This window comes from Streptomyces sp. NPDC046866 (assembly GCF_040704625.1).
GTDB lineage: Bacteria > Actinomycetota > Actinomycetes > Streptomycetales > Streptomycetaceae > Streptomyces.
Map to the genome: position 1 here is coordinate 222,564 of NZ_JBEYXN010000003.1, position 24,067 is coordinate 246,630.

Sequence of the window (24,067 nt, forward strand, 5' to 3'; positions counted from 1 at the left end):
CCGTGATCGATATCAGCCCGTCCGTGATGCAGTTCCTCCTGGCGTTCGCCGTCGCCGCACCGCTCCTCGGCGCCGCCGCGGCCCTGCTGCCCGCCCCGCCCGGCCTGAAGGGCCGGAGCCCCGAGCAAGCCGTGCTCCGCCACGGCGTGACCGTGACCGCCGTGGTCCTCGCCGCGGCGCTCGCCCTCGCCGCCGGCTTCGACCACGACGCCCCGTCCCGCTTCCAGGCGACCACGGACATCAGCTGGATCCCCTCCCTGGGCGTCCGGATCCACCTCGGCATCGACGGCATCTCGCTCCCCCTCCTGGTGATGACCGCGCTGCTGTTCTTCCTCTGCGCGCTGTACAGCTACTTCAAGCTGCCCGAGGGCCCCTCCGCCAAGGCCTTCGTCGCGCTGCTGCTCGTCCTGGAATCCGGCACCCTCGCGACCTTCGCCGTCCTCGACCTGCTGCTGTTCTTCCTCGCGTTCGAGATGGTCCTCATCCCGATGTACTTCCTCATCGCCCGCTGGGGCGGTGCCCAGCGGCAGGCCGCCGCCTGGAAGTTCATCCTGTACACCCTCCTCGGCTCCGTGGTCATGCTGCTCGGCCTGCTGCTGATCGGCCTGGACAGCGGCACCTTCGACATGGTGGCGCTCGCCGCCGACAACGGCCGCGGGCTCAGCCACACCACCCAGGTCCTGGCCGTGCTCTCCATCGGCCTCGGCCTGGCCGTGAAGACCCCGATGTGGCCCCTGCACAGCTGGCTGCCCGACGCCCACACCGCCGCCCCCACCGTCGGCTCCGTCCTGCTGGCCGGCGTCCTGCTGAAGATGGGCACGTACGGGTTCGTGCGCATCCTGCTGCCGGCCACCCCCGACGGCATGGCCGTCTTCGCCCCCTACCTGGGCGCCTTCGCCGCCGTCGGCATCGTCTACGGGTCCCTCGCCTGCCTCTCGCTGGCCCGCAGCGGCAACAAGGGCGACCTCAAGAGGCTCATCGCGTACTCCTCCGTCGGGCACATGGGCTTCGTCCTGCTCGGGATCGCCTCCATGACCCCGACCGGCGTCAACGGCGCCCTGTTCGCCAACATCGCCCACGGCCTCATCACCGGCCTGCTGTTCTTCCTGGTCGGCGCTCTGAAGGACCGCTACGGCACCGCCGACCTCGACACCCTCGCGGGAGCCACCGGCGCAGCCCTCTACGGCCGCGCCCCGCGCCTGGGCGCCCTGCTGGCCTTCGCCGCCGTCGCCTCCCTCGGCCTGCCCGGCCTCGCCGGGTTCTGGGGCGAGATGCTGGCCCTCTTCGGCGCCTTCGACCCGGCGGCGGGGCTCTCGCGGCCCGCCTTCCTCACCTGGATGGCGCTCGGGGCGTTCGGCACCCTGCTCACCGCCGCCTACCTGCTGATCGTCGTCCGGCGCGTCTGCATGGGCGATCCCGCGGCCCGGCCGGCGGGCGCCGGTCCTGCCGGCACCGTGCCCGTCCTCGCGGACGTCCAGGGGTACGAGTTCGCCGCCTGGACCCCGCTCGTGGCCCTCACCGTCCTCGCCGGCCTGTGGCCCGCGATCCTCCTCGGCCTCACCGACCCGGCCGTCCAGAAGCTCCTCGCAGGAGGCAACGCATGACGGCCCTGTACGCGGCCACCGCCACGGCCGCCACGGCTGCCACGGCCACCACCTCCGCCACCTCCGGCCCGGGTTCCGCGGGGGCCCCGGCCGCCGGGAGCCTGGTCCAGAGCGTCGACTGGCTCGCGATCGCCCCGGTGGTGCTGCCCGCCGCCGTCGCCCTCGTCGTGCTCGTCGCCGACCTGTTCCTCCCCGAGCGCCGCAAGCCGCTGCTCGGCTGGCTCTCCGCCGCCGGCCTCGCCGCCGCGACGGCCTCCCTGCTGCCGCTGCGCGCCGGCGACCGCGCCACCTTCTGCCTCACCGCCGACCCGGCGGCGTGCAGCTACACCGCCGACCACTTCACCCTCGTCATCCAGTTCCTGGTGCTGGCCGGCGCCCTGGTCACCACCCTGCTGTCGGTCACCGCCGTCCGCGACGCGCGCATGCCGGCCGGCGAGTACTGGTTCCTGCTGCTCTCCTCGGCCGCGGGCGCGGCCCTCCTGCCCGCCTCCCGCGACCTCGCGACCCTGATCGTCGCCCTGGAAGTCGCCTCGCTGCCCGCCTTCGCCCTCGTCGGCATGCGCCGCGGCGACCGGCTCTCCTCCGAGGCCGCCCTGAAGTTCTTCCTCTCCTCGGTCACGGCCACCGCCGTCTCCCTCTTCGGCATCAGCCTCGTCTACGCCGCCACCGGCACCCTGCACCTGGTGCGCGTCGCCGACCGGCTCGAGGACGTGCCCGGGCAGCTCGACACCCTCGCCGCGGCGGGCGTCGCGCTCACCCTCGTCGGCTTCGCCTTCAAGACCGCGGCCGTGCCCTTCCACTTCTGGGTCCCGGACACCTACGTCGGCGCCCCGCTGCCCATCGCCGGCTACCTGTCGGTGATCGGCAAGGCCGTGGGCTTCACCGGCCTCGCCCTCGTCACCGTGATCGCCTTCCCCGCGTACTCCGCGGTCTGGGGCCCCGCCCTCGCCGTCCTCGCCGCGCTGACCATGACGCTCGGCAACGCCGCCGCCCTGCGCCAGTCCCCCGACCGGCCGAACAGCGCCGTCCGGCTGCTCGCCTGGTCCTCGGTGGGCCAGGCCGGCTACCTCCTCGTCCCGATCGCCGCGGCCGCCTACTCCGGGCCCGACCAGATCGGCTCCACCGTCGCCTACGCCCTGATGTACGGCGCCGTGAACCTCGGCGCCTTCGCCGTCGCCGCGCTCGTGGCCCGCACCAAGCCGCTGAACCGGATCAGCGACTACCGCGGCCTGTACGCCGAGCGGCCCGCCGCCGCCCTGGCCCTGGCCTTCTTCCTGCTCTGCCTGGCCGGGCTGCCGCCGGGCATCATCGGCCTGTTCGCCAAGGTCACCGTCTTCCGCTCCGCGGTCGACGCGGGCCTGGGCTGGCTGGCCGTGGTCATGGCCGTCAACGTCGTGATCGCCCTGTACTACTACCTCCGGTGGACCGCGGTGCTCTTCCGCGCCCCGGAGGCGGCCCCCGAGGCCGGTCCGGGCAGGGCCGCCGCCGCCGCGCCGTGGCCCGTCGCGGCCGCGATCACGCTCACCGCGGCCGTCTCGCTCGTCCTGTCGGGCGCCCCGCAGCTGGTCCTGCGCTTCGCCGCCGGCAGCCTCTTCCCGCAGTAGCCGCCCGCTGCCGCTGCTGCTGCTGCTGCTGCCGCTGCTGCTGCCGCTGCCGCTGCCGCTGCCGCTGCCGCTGCGCGGAGCCGTTTCCCCTCCCCGCCCCTTCCCGAAACCGGGACCTGCGCCCCCGGGCCCCGCTGCGGGGCTGCGCCCCCGCACCCCCTTCGGGGGCTCCGCCCCCGGACCCCCAGCGCCTCAAACGCCGGCGGGGCTGGATTTCCCGCCGGGCGGGGTGGAATTGCCGCGCAGCGGCACAATCCAGCCCGCGCGGCGTTTGAGCGCACCGGGCGCGAAGCGTCCGGAACCGGGTCCGGGGCGTCAGCCCCGGTTTCGGGAAGGGGCGGGGAGGGGAACGGCTCCGCGCAGCGGCAACAGGCAAGCCCCGCCGGCAGCACCCGCCCCCGGACCACCGCCCCCGGGCCCACCGACCGCCCGGCCACCGACCCGAACGGCGCAGCGAACGGCGCAGCGGCCCCGCGCAGCACCCCGCACCGGCGCGCCGGGCCCGCCCCGGCCCCGTCGCCCCGGGAACCGGACGACGCCACCTCGCGTTGTCCGGGAAGGGAGGGTCCACTGGACCGTGGACCCGCAGCACTCGACGGGGGCTCCCTGCCGCACCACTTGGAGGGCGTACCGTGCACCGCCGGCACAACGGGCTGAAGACCGCCGTACTCCTCGGCGGCCTGTCCGCACTCATCATCGTCATCGGAAGCTTCTTCGGGCGCCGCGGCCTGATCATCGCCGTCCTCGTCGCCCTCGCCACCAACGCGTACGCGTACTGGAACAGCGACAAGCTGGCGCTGCGCGCGATGCGCGCCCGACCCGTGAGCGAGTTCGAGGCCCCGGCGCTCTACCGCATGGTCCGCGAGCTCTCCACCTCCGCCCGCCAGCCGATGCCCCGGCTCTACATCTCGCCCACCGACGCGCCGAACGCGTTCGCCACCGGCCGCAACCCGCGCAACGCCGCCGTCTGCTGCACCGAGGGGATCCTGCGCCTCCTCGACGAGCGGGAGCTGCGCGGCGTGATCGGGCACGAGCTCAGCCACGTCTACAACCGCGACATCCTCATCTCCTCCGTCGCCGGAGCCCTCGCCTCGGTGATCATGTTCCTGGTGAACTTCGCCTGGCTGATCCCGGTCGGCCGGTCGGACGACGACGAGGGCCCCGGCCTCCTCGGCATGCTGCTGGTCGCGATCCTCGGCCCGCTGGCCGCGTCCGTGATCCAGCTCGCCATCAGCCGCTCGCGGGAGTACGAGGCCGACGCCTCCGGCGCCCAGCTCACCGGCGACCCGCTCGCCCTGGCCAGCGCCCTGCGCAAGCTGGACGCGGGCACCAAGCAGCTGCCGCTGCCTCCCGAACCCCGCCTGGAGACCGCGAGCCACATGATGATCGCCAATCCGTTCCGCCCAGGCCAGGGCCTTTCTAAGATGTTTTCGACGCACCCTCCGATGGCCGAGCGCATCGCCCGGCTCGAACAGATGGCAGGCCGTAGTCAGTGAAGACCATCCTCAACATCATTTGGCTCGTCCTCAGCGGTGTCTGGCTGTTCCTCGGCTACTGCCTCGCGGGCGTGCTCCTGTGCATCACGATCATCGGGATCCCCTTCGGCATAGCGGCCTTCCGGATCGCCGTCTACGCCCTGTGGCCGTTCGGGTACACCGCCGTCGAGCGCCGCGACGCGGGCGCCGCGTCCTGCATCGGCAACGTGCTGTGGCTGGTCCTGGCCGGCTGGTGGCTGGCCCTGGGCCACATCGCCACCGGCATCGCGCTGTGCCTGACGATCATCGGCATCCCGTTCGGCATCGCCAACTTCAAGATGGTCCCGCTGTCCCTGCTGCCGCTGGGCCGCGAGATCGTCCCGACCGACGCGCCGTTCGCGTCCCGGTAGGAAGAAGCCAAAGAGCAAGTGTCGGCTGCGCGCACGGCCACGACCCTGTCGGTCATCGTGCCGATGTACAACGAGGAGGAGGCCCTCCCCGCCCTGGTGGACCGGCTCCGGCCGGTCCTCGACGGCACGGGGGTGCCGTACGAGGTGGTGGCCGTCGACGACGGCAGCACCGACCGGACCGCGGAGCTCCTGGAGAAGTTCCGCACGGACTGGCCCGAGCTGCGGATCGTCCGGCTCCGCGGGAACTCCGGCCACCAGGCCGCCCTGCGCGCCGGACTGCACCGCTCCGTCGGGGCGTACGTGGCCAGCCTCGACGCCGACCTCCAGGACCCGCCGGAGAAGATCCCGGACATGCTGGACCTGGCCCGCACGGAGCACTTGGACATCGTCTACGGGGTCCGCTCCGACCGCAGCACCGACACCGGCTTCAAACGCCGCACGGCAGGCGCCTACTACTGGCTGATGCGCCGCCTGGTCGGCAAGCAGGTGCCCGCGCAGGCCGGCGACTTCCGCCTGCTCAGCCGGGAGGCCGTGGAGGCCCTGAAATCCCTCCCGGACCAGCAGCAGGTGTACCGGCTCCTCGTCCCGTGGCTCGGCTTCCCGAGCGGCCAGATCACGTACCGGCGCGCCGAGCGGGTGGCCGGCGAGACGAAATATCCGCTGAGCAAGATGATCCGCCTGGCGGTGGACGGCATCACCAACTTCTCGGCCGCCCCGCTGCGGCTGGCGACGTGGCTGGGGGTGGTCAGCTTCCTCGCCTGTCTGGTGATGATCGGGGTGACGCTGGTCGTCTTCGCGGCCGGCCACACCGTCCCGGGCTGGACCTCGCTCTTCGTCGCCATGCTGTTCCTCGGTGGCGTCCAGTTGATCTGCGTGGGCCTGCTCGGCGAGTACATCGGCCGCATCTACACCGCGGTCCAGCGCCGCCCGACGTACTTCGTCGGCTACGACTCGGCCGACCCCGCCGGCCCGAAGCCGCCGCCGTCTCCCGAGCAGCCCTGACCCTTCCGGCCTGCCCGCCGCTGGGGCTGCCGCTGAGGCTGTTCCGCTGCGCGGCGCCCGTCCCCTCCCCGCCCCTTCCCGAAACCGGGCTCCGCCCGGACCCGGTTCCGGGCGCTTCGCGCCCGGTTGCTCAAACGCCGCGGGCTGGAAGATCCAGCCCCGCCGGCGTTCGAGGCGCGGGGTCCGGGGCGGAGCCCCGAATCTTTGACGGGTCCGGCCGGAGCCCGGTTTCGGGAAGGGGCGGGGAGGGGAAACGCTCCGCGCAGCGGAACAGCGGGGGCGGCGGTCAGCCGGTCGCGCGGCGGCGGGTGCGGGCGGCATAGGACAGGGCGCCCACGGCCAGTACGGCGGCACCGGCGCCGACCGAGGCGGCCGGGAGCGAGAGCGCCAGGGCGGCGCAGCCGGCCAGGCCGAGCGCGGCGACGAGCCGTCCCCGCACGGCGGTGTCCAGCGTCCAGGCGGAGGCGTTGGCGACGGCGTAGTACGCCAGCACGCCGAAGGACGAGAAGCCGATCGCCCCCCGGAGGTCCCCGGTCGCCGCGAGCACCGCCACCACCGCCCCCACCGCCAGCTCCGCACGGTGCGGCACCCGGTGCCGCGGATGCACCGCGGCCAAAGCCCTCGGCAGGTGCCCGTCCCGGGCCATCGCCAGGGCGGTCCGGGACACCCCCAGCACGAGCGCCAGCAGCGATCCCAGCGCCGCCAGCGCCGCCCCGCCCCGCACCACGGGCGCCAGCCCCGCCGCCCCGGCCGCCCGCACCGCGTCGGCCAGCGGTGCCGCCGACCCGGCCAGCCCCTGCGCGCCCAGCACCGACAGCGCGGCCACCGCCACCGCCGCGTACACCAGCAGCGCGATGCCCAGGGCGAGCGGCACCGCCCGCGGGATCGTGCGCTGCGGGTCGCGCACCTCCTCGCCCAGGGTGGTGATCCGGGCGTACCCGGCGAACGCGAAGAACAGCAGCCCGGCCGCCTGCAGCAGCCCCGCACCGCTGCCCCCGCCCCAGGGCCCTCCCAGGCGCCCGGCGTCGGCCGCGCCGGACGTCAGGCAGGCCGCCACGACCCCGGCCAGCACGGCCAGCACCACGGCCACGATCACCCGGGCGATCCGGGCGGACTTCTGCACGCCCCCGTAGTTCGCGGCGGTCAGCGCCACCACGGCCGCGACGGCCACCGCATGCTGCTGCTCCGGCCAGACGTACGCCCCGACGGTCAGCGCCATCGCCGCGCAGGAGGCGGTCTTGCCGATGACGAAGCCCCAGCCGGCCAGGTACCCCCAGAAGGGCCCGAGCCGCTCCCGCCCGTACACGTAGGTCCCGCCCGAGGCGGGGTAGCGGGCCGCCAGCCGGGCCGACGAGTGCGCGTTGCAGTACGCGACGCAGGCCGCCAGCGCCAGGGCCGCCAGCAGCGCGGCCCCGGCCGGGCCCGCCGCGCGGGCCGCCGGTGCGAGCGCGGCGAAGATCCCGGCCCCGACCATCGCCCCCAGCCCGACGACGACCGCGTCGAAGACCCCCAGCGTCCGCTTCAGCTCACCGCTCACGTCATGGCTCACGCCGCGGAGGGTAGCCGCCCCGGGTGACGGGCGGCCGCGCGGGGCAACGGGCAGCCGGCCGCGGGCAGCCGGCCCCCGCCCGCCTAGGTGATGCCCTCCCGGCCCGGCAGCCGGGCCCCGGGCAGCGGGGCCCGGCCCCGCTCCCACCCGTGCAGGGCGGTCAGGCACGCGTGGTCGAGGTGGCCCGTCCCGGTCAGGTCCAGTCGTACGGGCTGCCCCGGCGGCAGCGCCTCCAGCGCGTCCAGCAGCTTCGGCAGCCGCAGGAAGCTGGCGCTGCCCAGCACCTGCACCCGCAGCTCGTCGCCCTCCCACACCTCCTCGATGTGTACGTGCGAGGTCTCCCAGGCCGCCTTGGCCACGGCGAGCCCCAGCCCGACCAGCACGCCCTCGAAGAGGTTGGTCGCCACGATCGCCCCGGCCGTCGCCACCAGCACCACCGCCTCCCCGCGGTGGGTGCGCCACAGCGCGGCCACCGCCTTGGCGGGCAGCAGCTTCCAGCCCGCGTGCAGCAGCACCCCGGCGAGCGCGGCCAGCGGCACCGCCTCCAGCAGCCCGGGTACGGCCACGGCGAACAGCAGCAGCCAGCCGCCGTGCAGGATCCGCGAGGCCCGGGTCCGCGCCCCGGCCTCCACGTTGGCGGCGCTGCGTACGATCACGGCCGTCATCGGCAGCGCCCCGAGCAGCCCGCACACGGCGTTGCCGATGCCCTGGGCCACGAGCTCGCGGTCGTACCGGGTCTTCGGCCCCTCGTGCATCCGGTCCACCGCGGCGGCGCTGAACAGCGTCTCGGCGGAGGCGATCAGCGCGAGCGCGAGCGCGGTCCCGCACGCCCCGACCGAGGCCAGCACCCCGAACTCGCCCCAGGCGGGCGGCCGGACGGCGTCCAGGACCCCCGTCACCCGCACCCGCTCGACCGGCAGCCGCAGCACCCCGCACACCGCGGTCGCCGCCGCCACCCCGACCAGCGCCCCCGGCACGAGCCGCAGCCGGGCCGGCATCCGCCGCCAGCCGGCCATCAGCACGATGGTGCCGGCGCCGAGCGCCACCGCGGTCCAGTCGGCCCGTGCCACCAGCGTCGGCAGTGCGCCCAGCTTCGCCAGCGTCCCGCCCGGCGCCTCCACGCCGCCGACGGCGTACAGCTGCGAGACGATCAGCACGAGCCCGATGCCGGCCAGCATGCCGTGCACGACGGCGACGGAGATCGCCCGGAACCACCGGCCGAGCCGCAGCGCGCCCATGCCCACCTGGAGCAGCCCGGCGACCAGCACCAGCACCCCTAGCCCGGACACGCCGTGGGCCTGCACCGCCTCGTACACGAGGACGGTCAGCCCGGCGGCCGGCCCGCTGACCTGCAGCGCGCTGCCGCGGAACCAGCCGGTGACGAGCCCGCCGACGACCCCGGTGACGATGCCGAGCTCGGCCGGTACACCGGAGGCCACGGCCACGCCCACGCAGAGCGGCAGCGCGACCAGCGCGACGACGACGGACGCACCGAAGTCCTCGCGGAACGTGTCGGCCCCGATCATGCGAGAACCCCCCTGCCACGCGGAGTAACGGATCCTCCCAGCGTGGCGGGCGCGCGCAGGGCAGCCCAAGTACCCACAGGAGGCCCGTCCGGCGCGCGCGCCGCACACGCCGGGCACACGAACCCCACGCCCCCCGAAAACCACGCCGCCCCGACGGCCGCAAGGACCACCGGGGCGGCGAATCACTGCTCTCGCCTACGCAGAGTGAACGAACTTAGTGAACGAACTCCCGTACACCGCCGACGAGATGGCGCACACCCTCGCCCGCAGCGTGCACCGTGGCGGCCTCGAAGCGCCACCCCGCACCACGCGTTCCGCCGTGCAGCCCCCGGGCGAGGCGGACCCGCCCGGCGATGTCCACGCCGGTCAGCGGTAGTTCACGAACTGGATCGCGAAGTCCAGGTCCTTGCCCTTCAGCAGGGCCTGGACGGCCTGGAGGTCGTCGCGGCTCTTGGAGCTGACGCGCAGCTCGTCGCCCTGGACCTGGGCCTTGACGCCCTTGGGGCCCTCGTCGCGGATCATCTTGGCGACCTTCTTGGCGTTCTCCTGGGAGATGCCCTCCTGGATCGACGCGAAGATCTTGTACTCCTTGCCGGACAGCTGCGGCTCGCCGGCGTCGAGCGCCTTCAGCGAGATGCCGCGCTTGACCAGCTTGGTCTCGAAGACGTCGAGGACGGCCTTGACCCGGTCCTCGGAGTTGGCCTCCATGAGGATCTTCTCGCCGGACCAGGAGATCGAGGCCCCGGTGCCCTTGAAGTCGTACCGCTGCGAGAGTTCCTTGGCGGCCTGGTTGAGGGCGTTGTCGACCTCCTGCCGCTCGACCTTCGAGACGATGTCGAAACTGGAGTCGGCCATGTGCTGTGGCTCCTTGAAGTCGGCTGTCGGTGCCCCGGTGGGGCGCGGCCGGCTCCACCCGGCCCGCTCCGCAAAGCCTAGCCACCGCACCAGCCGACGGCGCTGATCAATCCGGTGGCGGAGCACCCCCGAGCATCGGGTATTGTTTACGTCGTTGCCAGGGAGCACCGCCGAAAAGCGGCCTCGAAGGCGACATCCCATGGCGGTGTGCCCGAGTGGCCAATGGGAGCGGACTGTAAATCCGTCGGCTTAGCCTACCCAGGTTCGAATCCTGGCGCCGCCACTGGAAAGAACGGCCCCTGATCTGCGGAAACGCGGAGCAGGGGCCGTTTTCGTCGGCTGCGGGGGCGGGCGCCGGCGGGGGCACCGGTTCGGCGGCGGCCGGTCGGGGGATGTGCGTCGCAGCCGGCGGCGAGGTCGGCGGCGAGGGCGCCGGCGATCTCCGGGCGGTGCGTTCAGTTGCCCGCCACCGCCTTCACCGCCACCGGGACCGGTGTCGAGCCGGAGACCAGCTCCAGGGTCAGGCCGGCCGTCGCCGGGGTCTCGATCAGCTCGGCCAGCACCGCGGCCACGTCGTCGCGCGGGACCGCCCCGCCGCCCGTCTCGGCCTCCAGGCGCACCAGGCCCGAGCCGGGCTCGTCCAGCAGCGAGCCCGGGCGCAGGACCGTCCACTCCAGGCCCAGCCGGGTCCGGACGTGGTCGTCGGCCTCGCCCTTGGCCCGCAGGTACGCGTCGAACACCTCGTCGCCCTCGCGCTGCGCGTCCGCGCCCATCGAAGACACGATCAGGAACCGTCGGACACGGGCCCGTTCGGCCGCGTCGGCGAACAGCACCGCCGCGCCCCGGTCCACCGTGTCCTTGCGGGCGATGCCGCTGCCCGGGCCCGCCCCGGCGGCGAACACCGCGGCGTCCGCGCCCTGGAGGATCCCCGCGACGTGCTCGACCGAGGCCGACTCCAGGTCGCACAGCACCGGTTCGGCGCCCGCCTCCCGCAGGTCGTCTCCCTGCTCCCGGTTGCGGATGATGCCCGCGACCTCGTACCCGCGCGCGGCGAGCAAACGCTCCAGCCGCAGCGCGATCCGACCGTGTCCACCCGCGATGACGATGCGCATGAGCCGACCGTACGACGAGCCGGGCGCTCCCGCCCGCGCACGGCCGCGAGCCCTCAGGGACCTGGCTCCATACGGCCCTGCCGGGGCAGGTCCAGCGCCACCGCGACCGCCGAGTCGCAGTACTCCCGTACGGCGCTCGTACGGGCCACCACGCGCCCGCGGTGGATCACGATCCGGCTGTACGCCAGCGACAGCACCCCCGCGATCCGCTCCCCGCGCACCGCGAGCAGCTCCGCCGGGAACCCGGCCTCCACCCGGACCTCCGGCAGGCCCATGGCCTCCCGGGCGGCGTCGCTGACCGCCGCGTAGGCCTCCGCCGCCCGCAGCCCGCCCTGCGAGGCCAGCAGGAAGGCCGCCTCCAGCGGGTCGCCCCGGCCGACGGGGTTTCCGGCGTCGCGCAGGGCCCCGCTGCCGGCCGCGACGCGGACCCCGGCGGCCCGCAGCAGCCGCACGGGCGCGGTGCGCAGGCCGCGCCGCTCCAGGGCCGTGCAGTCGCCCTGGGGCAGGCAGGTCACCCGTACGCCGGCCGCGGCCAGCTGGTCCGCGGCCCGGTGCGCCGCGTCCAGCGGGAGCCGCGACAGCCCGCCGCAGGGGCCGATCGTCACGCCCGGCCGCAGCCCGCCGGCCATCGCAGCGAGCCGGGCCAGGCGGCCCGGGTCGTCGCCGTCGGTGTGCAGGTCCACGGGGCAGCCGTGCTCGGCGGCGAGGTCCAGGACGGCCTCCACGAAACCGGTGGGGTCGGGGTCCAGGTCGGGGCAGCCGCCGATGACCGCCGCGCCCATCCGGACCGCGTCCCGCAGCATCGCGAGCCCGTCCGCGCCCGCCACCCCGGTCAGCAGCCGGGGCACCGCCACCGTGGTCAGGTCGGTCAGCCCGCGCAGCGAGCGGCGGGCCTGGAGCACGGCCGCCATCGGGCCGAGCCCGTGCACGTCGCCGATCCGGACGTGGCTGCGGACGGCGGTCGCACCGTGCCCGAGCTGGAGGAGGGCCGCCTCGGTGGCCCGGCGCTGCACCTCGTCCGGCGCGTACCCGACGGGCCCCTCGCCGTCCGCGGTCAGGGCGGTGTCCCCGTGCGCGTGCGGCTCGGCGGGCGCCGGGAGCAGCAGGTAGCCGCTGAGGTCCACCCGGGTCGGCGCGCCCGGAGGCAGGCTGCCCGAGGTGCCGACGGCCTGGATCCGGCCGCCGCCGAGCCGGACGTCGACCGTGCGGCCGTCCGTGAGGCGGGCCCCGGCCAGCAGCAGGGCGGCGGATTCGGCGGCGGGTGCGTGTCCGTGGCCGCCTGGGCGCAGCGGGCCCTGGCCGCCTCCCTCGCCGCGGCCGCCCGGCGGGAAGGGGGACGGCTGCTGGGGGTGGCTGTCGGACATCGCGCTCCTGCGGGGGGCTCGGGCGGTCCTGGGCCGGGTGGCCGCGGCCCGCGGCCCAAGATCACGCAGCGTGCTCCGAGCCTAGGGCGCGGGGGGCGCCGCTCCCGGGAGGGGCGCAATAGTCGTACCGGTGTGGTGCCGCTGCGGCCGCGTGGTCCGTACGTGCCCCGGCCGGCGGGAGCAGGCCCGCAGGACGGTGCGGAGGGCCCCTCGGGCGGGGCCCGAAGGGCCTGGCGGAGCGGCCCCGGCAATGGATTTGGGCGATCGGCGCGCAACCGTGTAATGTCTTCCTCGCTCGCCCCAATAGCTCAGTCGGTAGAGCGTCTCCATGGTAAGGAGAAGGTCTGCGGTTCGATTCCGCATTGGGGCTCTGGTGAGAGAGGCCCCCCACCCTCGGGTGGGGAGCCGATCATCATCAAAGCGGCGTAGCTCAGTCGGTAGAGCAAGCGGCTCATAATCGCTGTGTCACCGGTTCAAGTCCGGTCGCCGCTACCCACAGTAGCCGATTGCGGGGTCGGTCTCCCGATCGGCTACTCTTTTATGCGTTCGATCCGTCCATTAGTCCGTCAAGGAGCACTCACGTGGCTGCCACCGACGTCCGCCCGAAGATCACGCTGGCCTGCGTGGAGTGCAAGGAGCGGAACTACATCACCAAGAAGAACCGGCGTAACAACCCGGACCGCATGGAGATGAAGAAGCACTGCCCGCGCTGCAACTCGCACACCGCGCACCGCGAGACCCGCTGACACCGGCGAAGTCTCGAATACAGGCACCGTCATGAGGTCGTCCCCTTCAAGGGGGCGGCCTCGTGTCGTTTCCGTCGCGCTCGGCGCTCATCCCGCGCGTCTCGTTCAGCCGGTTCAGTTCGTTCAGTTCGTTCATCCCGTTCAACCAGGAGGTAGGGAGCCATGGCGCTCGACCAGTCCTTCGTCGGGCGGAGCTACCCGCCCACCGACCCGTACGAGGTCGGCCGCGAGAAGATCCGCGAATTCGCGGTCGCCGTGGGAGACGCCCATCCCGTCTACACCGACGCCGAGGCCGCCAAGGCCGCCGGCCACCCGGACGTGATCGCCCCGCCGACCTTCGTCTTCGCGATCACCTTCGCCGCCGCCGGCCAGGTCGTCGCCGACCCGCAGCTCGGCCTGGACTACAGCCGGGTCGTCCACGGTGACCAGCGCTTCGCGTACACCCGCCCCGTCCGGGCCGGTGACCGCCTCTCGGTGACCTCCACCATCGAGGCCGTGAAGACCATGGCCGGCAACGACATCATCGACATCCGCGGCGAGGTCCACGACGAGACCGGCGAGCACGTGGTGACGGCGTGGACGAAGCTCGTCTCCCGCGCCCCCGAGGAGGCCTGAGATGACCGCGCAGATCAAGTACGACGACGTCGAGGTCGGCACCGAGCTCCCCGCCGCGTCCTTCCCCGTGACCCGCGCCACGCTCGTGCAGTACGCGGGCGCCTCCGGCGACTTCAACCCGATCCACTGGAACGAGAAGTTCGCCAAGGAGGTCGGACTGCCCGACGTCATCGCCCACGGCATGTTCACCATGGCCCAGGCGATCCGCGTCGTCACCGACTGGGTCGGCGACCCGGGCGCGCTCGTCGACTACGGCGTGCGCTTCACCAACCCGGTCGTCGTGCCGAACGACGACAAGGGCGCCGTGATCGAGGTCACCGCCAAGGTCGCCGCCAAGCTGGACGACCACCAGGTCCGCGTCGACCTCGTCGCCACGGCCGGCGGCCAGAAGGTCCTCGGCCGCTCCCGCGCGGTCGTCACGCTCGCCTGAGCCGCAGCGGCCGCAGCGCCACAGCCCGCGGCCCGCAGCGCACGTCCGGTCCGTGGCCCCGCAGGGATGCGAGGGGCACGGACCGTACTCTTGTCCACGTGCAGGAACTCCACGACGCCCCCCTCGCCCCCCTGACCACCTTCCGCCTCGGCGGTCCCGCCACCCGCCTGGTGACCGCGACCACCGACGCCGAGGTGGTCGACGTCGTCCGCGCGGCCGACGACAGCGGCACCCCGCTCCTCGTCATCGGCGGCGGCAGCAACCTGGTCATCGGCGACCGCGGCTTCGACGGCACCGCCCTGCGCATCGCCACCACCGGCTTCCACCTCGACGGCACCACCCTGGAGCTCGCCGCCGGCGAGAACTGGTCCGACGCCGTCGCCCGCACCGTCGAGGCCGGCCTCGCCGGCATCGAATGCCTCGCCGGGATCCCCGGCTCCGCCGGCGCCACCCCGATCCAGAACGTCGGGGCGTACGGCCAGGAGGTCTGCGACACCATCACCGAGGTCGTCGCGTACGACCGCACCCGCCGCGAGACGGTCACCCTGACCGCCGCCGAGTGCGCCTTCCGCTACCGCCACAGCCTCTTCAAGGACCAGCCCGAGCGGTACGTCGTCCTGCGGGTCCGCTTCGCCCTGGAGGACGCCGGCGGGCTCTCCGCGCCGATCAAGTACCCCGAGACCGCCCGCGCCCTCGGCGTCGAGGCCGGCGACCGGGTCCCGGCGGCCACCGCCCGCGAGACCGTGCTGCGCCTGCGCGCCGGCAAGGGCATGGTCCTCGACCCCGCCGACCACGACACCTGGTCCGCCGGCTCGTTCTTCCACAACCCGATCCTGACCGACGAGGCGTACGCCGCCTTCCTCGCCCGCGTCCAGGACCGGCTCGGCGCGCACGTCACCCCGCCCGCCTACGCGGCCGGCGAGGGCCGTACGAAGACCAGCGCCGCCTGGCTGATCGACAAGGCCGGCTTCACCAAGGGCTACGGCACCGGCCCCGCCCGGATCTCCACCAAGCACACCCTCGCCCTGACCAACCGCGGCGAGGCCACCACCGAGGACCTCCTCGCCCTCGCCCGCGAGGTCGTCGCGGGCGTCCACGCCGCCTTCGGCGTCACCCTGGTCAACGAGCCGGTGACGGTCGGCGTCAGCCTCTGAGGAGTCCCGGCCGCCATGCTCTGTCCACTGCACGGGGCCGGTACCGACCCCACCCGCCTGGTGGGACGCGCCATCAACCGCATCGTCGCGTCCTGGCACGTCTACGAGGGCGAGCGCTCCGAGGTGCCGCTCGACGTCTGGCTGATCGACAGCGAGGGCGACTCGACCCGGATCAGCACCGGGTCCGACGGCTGCCTCATCGTCGAGTGCGCCGCGCCGCACGAGCCGTACGACATGGGGGAGTGGGGCCGCATCGAGGTCGGCGAGGACCTCGGCGACCACCCCTTCCTGCGCCACCTCGGCGAGACCGTCGCCCGGGTGGCCGAGTTCGCGGCACCCGGCACCGGGCGCACCCAGCTGGAGATCGGCTTCGGCGAGGGCGACCGCGTGCGGGCCGACTGCTGGGAGGGCGACCTGCGGCTGACCCGCTGACCGGTGCCCATGCGGTCAGGTGGTGAGCCAGTGGTCGATGCCGGTCAGCAGCTTGTCCTGGACGTCCGGGGGCGCGGCCGAGCCGCGGACCGACTGGCGGGCCAGCTCGGCGAGCTCGGCGTCCGTGAACCCGTGGTGGCGGCGGGCGATCTCGTACTGGGCCGCCAGGCGCGAGCCGAACAGCAGCGGGTCGTCCGCGCCCAGCGCCATCGGCACCCCCGCCTCGAACAGCGTCCGCAGCGGCACGTCCTCGGGCCGCTCGTACACGCCGAGCGCCACGTTGGAGGCCGGGCAGACCTCGCAGGTGACCTTCGCCTCGGCGAGGCGCCGCAGCAGCGCGGGGTCCTCGGCGGCCCGCACCCCGTGCCCGATGCGGGCGGCGTGCAGGTCGTCCAGGCAGTCCCGCACCGAGGCCGGGCCGGTGAGCTCACCGCCGTGCGGGGCCGCGAGGAGGCCGCCCTCGCGGGCGATGGCGAAGGCGCGGTCGAAGTCGCGGGCCATGCCGCGGCGCTCGTCGTTGGAGAGCCCGAAGCCGACGATGCCGCGGTCGGCGTAGCGGACGGCCAGGCGGGCGAGGGTGCGGGCGTCGAGGGGGTGCTTCATGCGGTTGGCGGCGATCAGCACCCGGATGCCGAGGCCGGTGTGGCGCGAGGCCTCCTCGACCGCGTCCAGGATGATCTCGACCGCCGGGATCATGCCGCCGAGCAGCGGGGCGTACGAGGTGGGGTCCACCTGGATCTCCAGCCAGCCGCTGCCGTCCCGGACGTCCTCCTCGGCCGCCTCGCGGACCAGGCGGTGGATGTCGTCGGGCTCGCGCAGGCACGAGCGGGCGGCGTCGTACAGCCGCTGGAAGCGGAACCAGCCGCGTTCGTCGGTGGCGCGGAGTTTGGGCGGCTCGCCTGCGGTGAGGGCGTCGGGCAGCCGGACGCCGTACTTGTCGGCGAGGTCGAGGAGGGTCGACGGGCGCATGGACCCGGTGAAGTGCAGGTGCAGGTGGGCCTTCGGCAGAAGCGTGAGATCGCGTGCGTGCTCCATTGGGTGATCCTGCCGCACGACCGGCTCCGGCGGGACCCTTATTCCCGATCGGGGCCCGATCGGGGCCTGCCGACCGGTCCCGCCGCTGCCGTTTCCCGCTGCGCGGAGCGATTCCCCTCCCCGCCCCTTCCCGAAACCGGGGCTCCGCCCCGGGCCCCGTTCCGTGCGCTTCGCGCCCGGTGCGCTCAAACGCCGCGCGGGCTGGATGTGCCGCGCAGCGGCACAATCCAGCCCCGCCGGCGTACGAGGCGCGGGGGTCCGGGGGCGGAGCCCCCGGTCGGGAAGGGGCGGGGAGGGGAGAGGCTCCGCGCAGCGGCACCCGGCAGCGGCAGCGGAAACGGCAGCGGCGCCGGCCCCCACCCGGGGGACGGCGCCGCTGACCGGAGTGGTCAGGCCTTGGCCTCGGCCAGGAGCTTCTGGATGCGGGACACGCCCTCCACCAGGTCCTCGTCGCCCAGGGCGTACGAGAGCCGCAGGTAGCCGGGGGTGCCGAAGGCCTCGCCCGGGACGACCGCGACCTCGGCCTCGTCCAGGATCAGGGAGGCCAGCTCCGCCGAGCTCTGCGGCCGCTTGCCGCGGATCTCCTTGCCGAGCAGGGCCTTCACCGAGGGGTACGCGTAGAACGCGCCCTCCGGCGTCGGGCAGACGACGCCCTCGATGTCGTTCAGCATCTTGACCATCGTCTGGCGGCGGCGGTCGAAGGCCTTGCGCATCTCCGCCACCGCGTCGAGGTTGCCGGACACCGCCGCGATGGCGGCCACCTGGGCCACGTTCGACACGTTGGACGTGGCGTGCGACTGCAGGTTGGTCGCGGCCTTGATGACGTCCTGCGGCCCGATGACCCAGCCCACGCGCCAGCCCGTCATGGCGTACGTCTTGGCGACGCCGTTGACGATGATGCACTTGTCGCGCAGCGCCGGCACCAGCACGGGCAGCGAGGTGAACTTCGCGTCCCCGTACACCAGGTGCTCGTAGATCTCGTCGGTCAGGACCCACAGGCCGTGCTCGGCGGCCCACTCGCCGATCGCCTTCGCGTCCTCCTCGCTGTAGACCGCGCCGGTCGGGTTCGAGGGGGAGACGAACAGGACGACCTTGGTGCGCTCGGTGCGCGCGGCCTCCAGCTGCTCGACGGAGACCCGGTAGCCGGTGGTCTCGTCGGCGACGACCTCGACCGGGACGCCGCCGGCGAGGCGGATCGACTCGGGGTAGGTGGTCCAGTACGGGGCCGGGACGATGACCTCGTCACCCGGGTCCAGGATCGCGGCGAAGGCGTTGTAGATCGCCTGCTTGCCGCCGTTGGTGACCAGGACCTGCGACGCCTCGACCTCGTAGCCGGAGTCGCGCAGGGTCTTCTCGGCGATGGCCTTCTTCAGCTCGGGCAGGCCGCCGGCCGGCGTGTAGCGGTGGAACTTCGGGTCGCGGCAGGCCTCGACGGCGGCCTCGACGATGTAGTCCGGCGTCGGGAAGTCGGGCTCGCCCGCACCGAAGCCGATGACCGGGCGCCCTGCGGCCTTGAGGGCCTTGGCCTTGGCATCGACGGCGAGGGTGGCGGACTCGGAGATGGCGCCGATGCGGGCGGACACGCGGCGCTCGGAGGAAGGCGTTGCAGAGGTCATACGGCCATCGTCCCAGACGCCTCGAAGCCCCCGCACACCGTTTCAGACATCGGACGGACCACCCGCATCTGCGCTCTGTTCGACGTCAGGGCCCGGAACACGTACACTCACCTCTCGTTGGACCTCGCCGACCACTCCAGAGCGTGAGCACTCCGTGCACTCACGTGGATGCGGTAGGTTGGGGGACGCAAAGGGTCGTAGCTCAATTGGTAGAGCACTGGTCTCCAAAACCAGCGGTTGGGGGTTCGAGTCCCTCCGGCCCTGCTCCACACTCCTTCTCGGATGTGTGCGCAGGTACGTACTTCGATGCAACGCCGTGCGGCGCAACCGGGCGCGGTCACGGCCACGACCCGGATTCAGGTGAGAGACGTGACGGACGCCCTGGGCTCCATCGACATGCCTGACGCCGAGGACGACGCCCGCGAGAAGAAGACCCGCAAGGGCGGCAAGCGCGGGAAGAAGGGTCCTCTGGGCCGGCTCGCGCTGTTCTACCGCCAGGTCATCGCGGAGCTCCGCAAGGTCGTCTGGCCGACCCGCAACCAGCTCACGACGTACACCACCGTGGTGATTGTCTTCGTCGTCATCATGATCGGTCTGGTGACCGTGATTGACTATGGGTTCCAGGAAGCCATCAAGTTCGTCTTCGGCTGATCCTCGCGGAGGGCGGCGCCTTGATGGGTGCCGCCCCTTTTCGCATGTTCCACCACCTTTTGTATCCAGGAAGAAGCAGCCACCGTGTCTGACCCGAACCTGAACGCGAGCCACGACTCCGTCGAGTCCGTCGAGGACGAGCTCGACATCGTCGAGGCGGCAGACGCTGTGGACCCCGACGAGGCGGAGCTCGCCGACGCCGAGGCCGGTGTCGCCGCCGAGGAGACCGCGCTGCACGTCGAGGACGAGGCCGACGAGGCCGATGAGGCCGTCGAGGCCGACGAGGACGAGACCGTCCCCGCCGCCGAGGAGGAGGCCGAGGAGGCCGCCGCCGAGGAGGAGGCCGAGCCGGTCGACCCGATCCAGGCCCTGCGTGACGAGCTGCGCCTGCTGCCCGGCGAGTGGTACGTCATCCACACCTACGCGGGCTACGAGAAGCGCGTGAAGGCCAACCTGGAGCAGCGTGCCGTCTCGCTGAACGTCGAGGAGTTCATCTACCAGGCCGAGGTGCCCGAGGAAGAGATCGTCCAGATCAAGAACGGCGAGCGCAAGAACGTCCGGCAGAACAAGCTGCCCGGCTACGTGCTCGTCCGCATGGACCTGACGAACGAGTCCTGGGGCGTCGTCCGCAACACCCCGGGCGTCACCGGCTTCGTCGGCAACGCCTACGACCCGTACCCGCTGACCCTGGACGAGATCGTCAAGATGCTCGCCCCGGAGGCGCAGGAGAAGGCCGCCAAGCAGGCCGCCGAGGAGGCCGGCCTCCCGGCGCCCGCCGTCAAGCGCACCATCGAGGTCCTGGACTTCGAGGTCGGCGACTCGGTCACCGTCACCGACGGCCCGTTCGCGACGCTGCAGGCGACCATCAACGAGATCAACCCGGACTCGAAGAAGGTCAAGGGCCTCGTCGAGATCTTCGGCCGCGAGACCCCGGTCGAGCTGAGCTTCGACCAGATCCAGAAGAACTGATCTTCTGAACCGCAGCTTCCGGACAGGTCAGACCGCCCCCCGAAGGGCCGTCTGACCTGCTCGGTTTCAAGCCCCGCGCCGATACCCGTTATCGTGGTGCGGTATGCCTCCATCCGGATGAACCGGATCGGCGGCGAAAAACTCTCACTAGGACCCGGAGAGAGCAATGCCTCCCAAGAAGAAGAAGGTCACGGGGCTTATCAAGCTCCAGATCAACGCCGGTGCGGCGAACCCGGCCCCGCCGGTCGGCCCCGCGCTCGGTCAGCACGGCGTCAACATCATGGAGTTCTGCAAGGCCTACAACGCCGCGACCGAGTCGCAGCGTGGCATGGTCGTGCCCGTGGAGATCACGGTCTACGAGGACCGTTCCTTCACCTTCATCACCAAGACCCCGCCGGCCGCGCGCCTCATCCTGAAGCACGCGGGCGTGGAGAAGGGCTCTGGCACGCCGCACAAGGACAAGGTCGCCAAGCTGACGGCTGCCCAGGTCCGCGAGATCGCCGAGCTGAAGATGCCCGACCTGAACGCCAACGACATCGACGCCGCCGTGAAGATCATCTCCGGCACCGCGCGCTCGATGGGCGTCACCGTCGAAGGCTGAACCAGCCCCCTTGCAACACCAGTGGTAGGGCCAAGCGCTGGCCCGCACCACGACTCCACGCCTGAACACGAAACACAGGAGCAGAAGTGAAGCGCAGCAAGAACCTCCGCGCTGCGGACGCCAAGGTCGACCGGGAGAAGCAGTACGCCCCGCTCGAGGCCGTCCGTCTCGCCAAGGAGACCTCCACGACCAAGTTCGACGCCACCGTCGAGGTCGCCTTCCGCCTGGGTGTCGACCCGCGCAAGGCCGACCAGATGGTCCGCGGCACCGTGAACCTCCCGCACGGCACCGGTAAGACCGCCCGGGTCCTGGTCTTCGCGACCGGTGACCGTGCTGCGGCCGCGGAAGCCGCCGGCGCCGACATCGTCGGCGACGACGAGCTGATCAACGAGATCGCCAAGGGCAACCGCCTGAACGAGTTCGACGCGGTTGTCGCCACCCCGGACCTCATGGGCAAGGTCGGCCGCCTCGGCCGCGTGCTCGGTCCCCGTGGCCTGATGCCGAACCCGAAGACGGGCACCGTCACCATGGACGTGGCCAAGGCCGTCACGGACATCAAGGGCGGCAAGATCGAGTTCCGCGTCGACAAGCACTCGAACCTGCACTTCATCATCGGCAAGGTCTCCTTCTCCGATGAGCAGCTCGTCGAGAACTACGGCGCGGCCCTGGAGGAGATCCTCCGTCTGAAGCCGTCCGCCGCGAAGGGCCGCTACCTGAAGAAGGCCGCCCTGACCACCACCATGGGCCCCGGCATCCAGCTGGACCCGAACCGCACCCGGAACCTCCTCGTCGAGGAAGACCCGGCCGCGGTCTGAGCCTGAGGCTCACCGAGCGGTACTGCGGGCCCCCCGCCTCCCCTCACCGGGAGGCGGGGGGCCCGTCCGCGTTTCCCCCGGTTCGGGTTCGGAGCGGTCGAAAACAGGTGTTCTGCGTGACTACCGCCTAGTAGGGTCATCGCGTCATCGATCACTCAAGGGGTGGGGACTCCATGCTTGCGCACCACAAGAAGACCGTCGGCGCCGCGCTGACCGCCGTACTGCTCGTGGGTGGGGCCACGGCGTGCCAGAACGGCAAGAAGGACGACTCCGGGAAGGCGGCGGCCGCGGGTGCGCCGTCCGCCTCCGCCTCCGCGCCCGCGGACCGGGGCGGGGCCGCACAGGCGGCCCCGGCCGCGCTGCTGGAGGGCGCCCGCAAGGCGTCCGAGGAGATCGGGTCCGTCCACTACACGATGTCCGGCAGCACCCCCGAGGGCAGCTTCACCGGCGACGTCTCCGCGGCCTTCAAGCCGCAGACGGCCATGAGCATGAAGATGACCTCGCCGAGCGAGCCCGGCCGGCAGGTCGAGATCCGGATGGTCGACGGGGCCATGTACATGGGCGCCGAGGGCAAGTGGCTCAAGTTCGACCTCAAGGCCCTGGACCCGAAGGCGGCCGACGGGATGAACTCGCTCGGCAAGGCCCCGCAGAGCGCCGAGAACCCGGCGGACCGGGCGAACGACCTGCTGCAGTCCAAGGACCTCAAGGTGGTGGGCGAGGAGACCCTCGACGGGCAGAAGACCCAGCACCTCAGCGGCACGGTGACCCTGGAGCAGATGCGGGCCTCGGCCGCGAGCGGCGACCCCGCGACCAAGGAGCGCCGCGAGCGGTCCCTCAAGCCCCTCGAGGCGCAGGGCATCACCAGCATGGTCGTCGACATGTGGATCGACGACACGCACCACACCAAGCAGGTCCGCACCCAGGGCAAGGGCGCGAAGGGGGCGATGGACGTGACGATCAAGATGCTCGACTTCAACAAGCCGGTCGACGTGGCCGCACCGCCCGCCGACCAGGTCGTGGACCTCGCGGAGATGATGAAGAACACGGGGGAGGGCTCCGCCTGACGTACGGCGCCCAGGGCACCGAGACGTCCGGGAACCGGACCGGCACCGCCCCCGCGGCCGGCGCACTGCTCCTCGCGGGGCCCTGACGGCCCGCGGCGGCGCCGGAACGCGGGGCCGACGACGCCAAGACAGCCGGGGAGAGCCTCGGGCGCTGACCGATTTGCCTGACAGGCGACCGGTCGTCTAATCTTCCACAGAAGCCAAAGACCGCTGGTCGTTGCTGTGCCCGTGAGGGTGTGGCGACCGAAGGATCCGCTTACTGCGGACGGCCCGCGCAGGTGACTGTGGAAGCGCTCCCGGATTTCATCCGGTCGAGCTACGCCCTGGCGCCTGCGCCGGGGCGTTTTGTATGTCAGTCCCTTCTGCGCGGTCCTCATCACCCGGAAGGAGGCCGACGCTCTATGGCAAGGCCCGACAAGGCTGCCGCGGTAGCCGAGCTGGAGGACATGTTCCGCAGCTCGAACGCCGCTGTGCTGACCGAGTACACGGGGCTCACCGTTGCGCAGCTCAAGACGCTGCGTCGTTCGCTCGGTGAGAACGCCCAGTACGCCGTGGTGAAGAACACGCTGACCAAGATTGCGGCCAACTCGGCCGGGATCACCGCGCTGGACGAGCACCTTGCTGGTTCGACCGCGGTCGCCTTCGTCACCGGTGACCCGGTGGAGTCGGCGAAGGCTCTGCGTGACTTCGCCAAGGACAACCCGAAGCTCGTCATCAAGGGCGGTGTCCTTGACGGCAAGGCGCTGTCCGCCGACGAGATCAAGAAGCTTGCGGACCTCGAGTCCCGCGAGGTTCTGCTCGCCAAGCTGGCGGGTGCCATGAAGGGCAAGCAGTCCCAGACTGCCGCGCTCTTCCAGGCGCTCCCCTCGAAGTTCGTCCGCACCGCGGAGGCGCTTCGTGCCAAGCTCGACGAGCAGGGCGGTGCCGAGTAATTCGGCTCGCGCATTGATCCGCGCCGCCTAGTGCGCGGGTCGTAGCGGGCCGTTACGCCCGCCTTTCGATACATCTCGGCACCAGCCGAATTAATGGAAGGATCGCCCATCATGGCGAAGCTGTCTCAGGACGACCTGCTCGCTCAGTTCGAGGAGATGACCCTCATCGAGCTCGCCGAGTTCGTGAAGGCCTTCGAGGAGAAGTTCGACGTCACCGCCGCCGCTCCGGTCGCCGTTGCCGCCGGTGTCCCGGGTGCCCCGGCCGCCGAGGCCGTCGAGGAGAAGGACGAGTTCGACGTCATCCTCACCGGCGCCGGCGACAAGAAGATCCAGGTCATCAAGGTCGTGCGCGAGCTGACCTCCCTGGGTCTGAAGGAGGCCAAGGACCTCGTCGACGGCACCCCGAAGCCGGTCCTCGAGAAGGTCAACAAGGAGGCCGCTGACAAGGCCGCCGAGGCCCTCAAGGGCGCCGGTGCCTCCGTCGAGGTCAAGTAACACCTCTGAGG

Annotated in this window: 25 protein-coding genes and 4 tRNA genes; 22 read left to right on the top strand and 7 right to left on the bottom strand. The window is 72.5% G+C overall.

Features of this window, described 5'->3' with window-relative positions:
• Positions 1-2 precede the first annotated feature (2 nt).
• The 5 genes from AB0953_RS06980 (at position 3) to AB0953_RS07000 (ending at position 6,095) form a co-directional block, all read left to right on the top strand.
• Entirely contained in the window at positions 3-1,604 is a 1,602-nt protein-coding gene (locus tag AB0953_RS06980; protein ID WP_366858378.1) for an NADH-quinone oxidoreductase subunit M, read from the top strand.
• Positions 1,601-3,208: an NADH-quinone oxidoreductase subunit N gene (locus AB0953_RS06985; RefSeq protein WP_366858379.1), complete on the top strand. Its 1,608-nt coding sequence runs from the start codon at positions 1,601-1,603 to the stop codon at positions 3,206-3,208. The genes AB0953_RS06980 and AB0953_RS06985 overlap by 4 nt, the downstream gene beginning before the upstream one ends.
• Before the next feature lie 632 nt (positions 3,209-3,840).
• Positions 3,841-4,704: a zinc metalloprotease HtpX gene (htpX, locus tag AB0953_RS06990; protein ID WP_366858380.1), complete on the top strand. Its 864-nt coding sequence runs from the start codon at positions 3,841-3,843 to the stop codon at positions 4,702-4,704.
• Positions 4,701-5,093 carry a YccF domain-containing protein gene (locus AB0953_RS06995; RefSeq protein WP_366858381.1) on the top strand — a complete coding sequence of 131 codons (393 nt, stop codon included), beginning with the start codon at positions 4,701-4,703 and terminating at the stop codon, positions 5,091-5,093. Before htpX ends, AB0953_RS06995 begins: the two co-directional genes overlap by 4 nt.
• 63 nt (positions 5,094-5,156) lie before the next feature.
• On the top strand, positions 5,157-6,095 hold the full coding sequence (locus AB0953_RS07000) for a glycosyltransferase family 2 protein (protein ID WP_366858606.1): 939 nt from the start codon (positions 5,157-5,159) through the stop codon (positions 6,093-6,095).
• Positions 6,096-6,381: 286 nt separating this feature from the next.
• Here the strand turns inward: AB0953_RS07000 and AB0953_RS07005 are convergent, their stop codons facing one another.
• Positions 6,382-7,644, bottom strand: coding sequence for an APC family permease (locus tag AB0953_RS07005; RefSeq protein WP_366858382.1), 1,263 nt, complete (start codon positions 7,642-7,644; stop codon positions 6,382-6,384).
• Positions 7,645-7,727: 83 nt separating this feature from the next.
• Positions 7,728-9,170, bottom strand: a complete 1,443-nt coding sequence (locus AB0953_RS07010; protein ID WP_366858383.1) for a SulP family inorganic anion transporter — start codon at positions 9,168-9,170, stop codon at positions 7,728-7,730.
• Between the two features lie 217 nt (positions 9,171-9,387).
• On the opposite strand from AB0953_RS07010, the gene AB0953_RS07015 reads away from it, so the two are divergent.
• Positions 9,388-9,546 (top strand): hypothetical protein, encoded by a 159-nt coding sequence (locus AB0953_RS07015; RefSeq protein ID WP_366858384.1) that lies wholly within the window; start codon positions 9,388-9,390, stop codon positions 9,544-9,546.
• Here AB0953_RS07015 and AB0953_RS07020 read toward each other — a convergent pair.
• On the bottom strand, positions 9,537-10,025 hold the full coding sequence (locus AB0953_RS07020; RefSeq protein ID WP_366858385.1) for a YajQ family cyclic di-GMP-binding protein: 489 nt from the start codon (positions 10,023-10,025) through the stop codon (positions 9,537-9,539). The two genes, AB0953_RS07015 and AB0953_RS07020, sit on opposite strands and share 10 nt — an antisense overlap.
• A 201-nt stretch (positions 10,026-10,226) precedes the next feature.
• Between AB0953_RS07020 and AB0953_RS07025 the strand changes: the two genes are divergently transcribed.
• A tRNA-Tyr gene (locus tag AB0953_RS07025) sits at positions 10,227-10,308 on the top strand.
• A gap of 172 nt (positions 10,309-10,480) precedes the next feature.
• Here AB0953_RS07025 and AB0953_RS07030 read toward each other — a convergent pair.
• Both AB0953_RS07030 and AB0953_RS07035 read right to left on the bottom strand, forming a co-directional pair.
• Positions 10,481-11,137 carry an SDR family oxidoreductase gene (locus AB0953_RS07030; protein WP_366858386.1) on the bottom strand — a complete coding sequence of 219 codons (657 nt, stop codon included), beginning with the start codon at positions 11,135-11,137 and terminating at the stop codon, positions 10,481-10,483.
• A gap of 53 nt (positions 11,138-11,190) precedes the next feature.
• Complete coding sequence (locus AB0953_RS07035) at positions 11,191-12,501, bottom strand: amidohydrolase family protein (RefSeq protein WP_366858387.1); 1,311 nt, start codon at positions 12,499-12,501, stop codon at positions 11,191-11,193.
• Between the two features lie 297 nt (positions 12,502-12,798).
• Here AB0953_RS07035 and AB0953_RS07040 point away from each other — a divergent pair.
• From AB0953_RS07040 to AB0953_RS07070, 7 genes are all read left to right on the top strand, one after another.
• A tRNA-Thr gene (locus AB0953_RS07040) sits at positions 12,799-12,871 on the top strand.
• 49 nt (positions 12,872-12,920) lie between these two features.
• A tRNA-Met gene (locus AB0953_RS07045) sits at positions 12,921-12,993 on the top strand.
• Positions 12,994-13,082: 89 nt separating this feature from the next.
• On the top strand, positions 13,083-13,247 hold the full coding sequence (gene rpmG / locus AB0953_RS07050) for a 50S ribosomal protein L33 (protein WP_007265873.1): 165 nt from the start codon (positions 13,083-13,085) through the stop codon (positions 13,245-13,247).
• A 162-nt stretch (positions 13,248-13,409) separates the two neighbouring features.
• Entirely contained in the window at positions 13,410-13,862 is a 453-nt protein-coding gene (locus tag AB0953_RS07055) for a MaoC family dehydratase N-terminal domain-containing protein (protein ID WP_366858388.1), read from the top strand.
• 1 nt (position 13,863) lies between these two features.
• Positions 13,864-14,292 carry a MaoC family dehydratase gene (locus tag AB0953_RS07060; protein WP_366858389.1) on the top strand — a complete coding sequence of 143 codons (429 nt, stop codon included), beginning with the start codon at positions 13,864-13,866 and terminating at the stop codon, positions 14,290-14,292.
• A complete protein-coding gene (locus tag AB0953_RS07065) occupies positions 14,289-15,446 on the top strand; it encodes a UDP-N-acetylmuramate dehydrogenase (protein WP_366858607.1) in 1,158 nt (385 codons plus the stop codon). The genes AB0953_RS07060 and AB0953_RS07065 overlap by 4 nt, the downstream gene beginning before the upstream one ends.
• Before the next feature lie 15 nt (positions 15,447-15,461).
• Entirely contained in the window at positions 15,462-15,878 is a 417-nt protein-coding gene (locus AB0953_RS07070; RefSeq protein WP_366858390.1) for a hypothetical protein, read from the top strand.
• Between the two features lie 15 nt (positions 15,879-15,893).
• On the opposite strand, the gene AB0953_RS07075 is transcribed toward AB0953_RS07070, so the two are convergent.
• Together AB0953_RS07075 and AB0953_RS07080 are read right to left on the bottom strand one after the other, a co-directional pair.
• Positions 15,894-16,913: an adenosine deaminase gene (locus AB0953_RS07075; RefSeq protein WP_366858391.1), complete on the bottom strand. Its 1,020-nt coding sequence runs from the start codon at positions 16,911-16,913 to the stop codon at positions 15,894-15,896.
• Positions 16,914-17,302: 389 nt separating this feature from the next.
• A complete protein-coding gene (locus AB0953_RS07080) occupies positions 17,303-18,529 on the bottom strand; it encodes a pyridoxal phosphate-dependent aminotransferase (RefSeq protein ID WP_366858392.1) in 1,227 nt (408 codons plus the stop codon).
• 191 nt (positions 18,530-18,720) lie between these two features.
• On the opposite strand from AB0953_RS07080, the gene AB0953_RS07085 reads away from it, so the two are divergent.
• The 8 genes from AB0953_RS07085 (at position 18,721) to rplL (ending at position 24,056) form a co-directional block, all read left to right on the top strand.
• A tRNA-Trp gene (locus AB0953_RS07085) sits at positions 18,721-18,793 on the top strand.
• Between the two features lie 105 nt (positions 18,794-18,898).
• Positions 18,899-19,180 (top strand): preprotein translocase subunit SecE, encoded by a 282-nt coding sequence (gene secE, locus AB0953_RS07090; protein WP_366858608.1) that lies wholly within the window; start codon positions 18,899-18,901, stop codon positions 19,178-19,180.
• Between the two features lie 84 nt (positions 19,181-19,264).
• Entirely contained in the window at positions 19,265-20,149 is an 885-nt protein-coding gene (gene nusG, locus AB0953_RS07095) for a transcription termination/antitermination protein NusG (RefSeq protein WP_366858393.1), read from the top strand.
• Between the two features lie 166 nt (positions 20,150-20,315).
• The gene (rplK, locus tag AB0953_RS07100) at positions 20,316-20,750 is read left to right on the top strand and encodes a 50S ribosomal protein L11 (protein ID WP_366858394.1); all 435 of its coding nucleotides are present in this window, start codon (positions 20,316-20,318) and stop codon (positions 20,748-20,750) included.
• An 86-nt stretch (positions 20,751-20,836) separates the two neighbouring features.
• Complete coding sequence (gene rplA / locus AB0953_RS07105) at positions 20,837-21,565, top strand: 50S ribosomal protein L1 (protein ID WP_366858395.1); 729 nt, start codon at positions 20,837-20,839, stop codon at positions 21,563-21,565.
• A 173-nt stretch (positions 21,566-21,738) separates the two neighbouring features.
• Positions 21,739-22,629 carry a hypothetical protein gene (locus AB0953_RS07110; RefSeq protein ID WP_366858396.1) on the top strand — a complete coding sequence of 297 codons (891 nt, stop codon included), beginning with the start codon at positions 21,739-21,741 and terminating at the stop codon, positions 22,627-22,629.
• A 401-nt stretch (positions 22,630-23,030) separates the two neighbouring features.
• Positions 23,031-23,561 (top strand): 50S ribosomal protein L10, encoded by a 531-nt coding sequence (rplJ, locus tag AB0953_RS07115; RefSeq protein WP_366858397.1) that lies wholly within the window; start codon positions 23,031-23,033, stop codon positions 23,559-23,561.
• A 111-nt stretch (positions 23,562-23,672) separates the two neighbouring features.
• On the top strand, positions 23,673-24,056 hold the full coding sequence (gene rplL, locus AB0953_RS07120) for a 50S ribosomal protein L7/L12 (RefSeq protein WP_114053721.1): 384 nt from the start codon (positions 23,673-23,675) through the stop codon (positions 24,054-24,056).
• Positions 24,057-24,067 lie beyond the last annotated feature (11 nt).

Coding starts and splice junctions, on each gene's coding strand:
- AB0953_RS06985 (WP_366858379.1), top strand. CDS start 1,601: ATGACGGCCCTGTACGCGGCCACCGCCACGGCCGCCACGGCTGCCACG.
- AB0953_RS07000 (WP_366858606.1), top strand. CDS start 5,157: ATGTACAACGAGGAGGAGGCCCTCCCCGCCCTGGTGGACCGGCTCCGG.
- AB0953_RS07010 (WP_366858383.1), bottom strand. CDS start 9,170: ATGATCGGGGCCGACACGTTCCGCGAGGACTTCGGTGCGTCCGTCGTC.
- AB0953_RS07020 (WP_366858385.1), bottom strand. CDS start 10,025: ATGGCCGACTCCAGTTTCGACATCGTCTCGAAGGTCGAGCGGCAGGAG.
- AB0953_RS07030 (WP_366858386.1), bottom strand. CDS start 11,137: ATGCGCATCGTCATCGCGGGTGGACACGGTCGGATCGCGCTGCGGCTG.
- AB0953_RS07035 (WP_366858387.1), bottom strand. CDS start 12,501: ATGTCCGACAGCCACCCCCAGCAGCCGTCCCCCTTCCCGCCGGGCGGC.
- AB0953_RS07055 (WP_366858388.1), top strand. CDS start 13,410: ATGGCGCTCGACCAGTCCTTCGTCGGGCGGAGCTACCCGCCCACCGAC.
- AB0953_RS07060 (WP_366858389.1), top strand. CDS start 13,864: ATGACCGCGCAGATCAAGTACGACGACGTCGAGGTCGGCACCGAGCTC.
- AB0953_RS07070 (WP_366858390.1), top strand. CDS start 15,462: ATGCTCTGTCCACTGCACGGGGCCGGTACCGACCCCACCCGCCTGGTG.
- AB0953_RS07075 (WP_366858391.1), bottom strand. CDS start 16,913: ATGGAGCACGCACGCGATCTCACGCTTCTGCCGAAGGCCCACCTGCAC.
- AB0953_RS07080 (WP_366858392.1), bottom strand. CDS start 18,529: ATGACCTCTGCAACGCCTTCCTCCGAGCGCCGCGTGTCCGCCCGCATC.
- rplK (WP_366858394.1), top strand. CDS start 20,316: ATGCCTCCCAAGAAGAAGAAGGTCACGGGGCTTATCAAGCTCCAGATC.
- AB0953_RS07110 (WP_366858396.1), top strand. CDS start 21,739: ATGCTTGCGCACCACAAGAAGACCGTCGGCGCCGCGCTGACCGCCGTA.
- rplJ (WP_366858397.1), top strand. CDS start 23,031: ATGGCAAGGCCCGACAAGGCTGCCGCGGTAGCCGAGCTGGAGGACATG.
- rplL (WP_114053721.1), top strand. CDS start 23,673: ATGGCGAAGCTGTCTCAGGACGACCTGCTCGCTCAGTTCGAGGAGATG.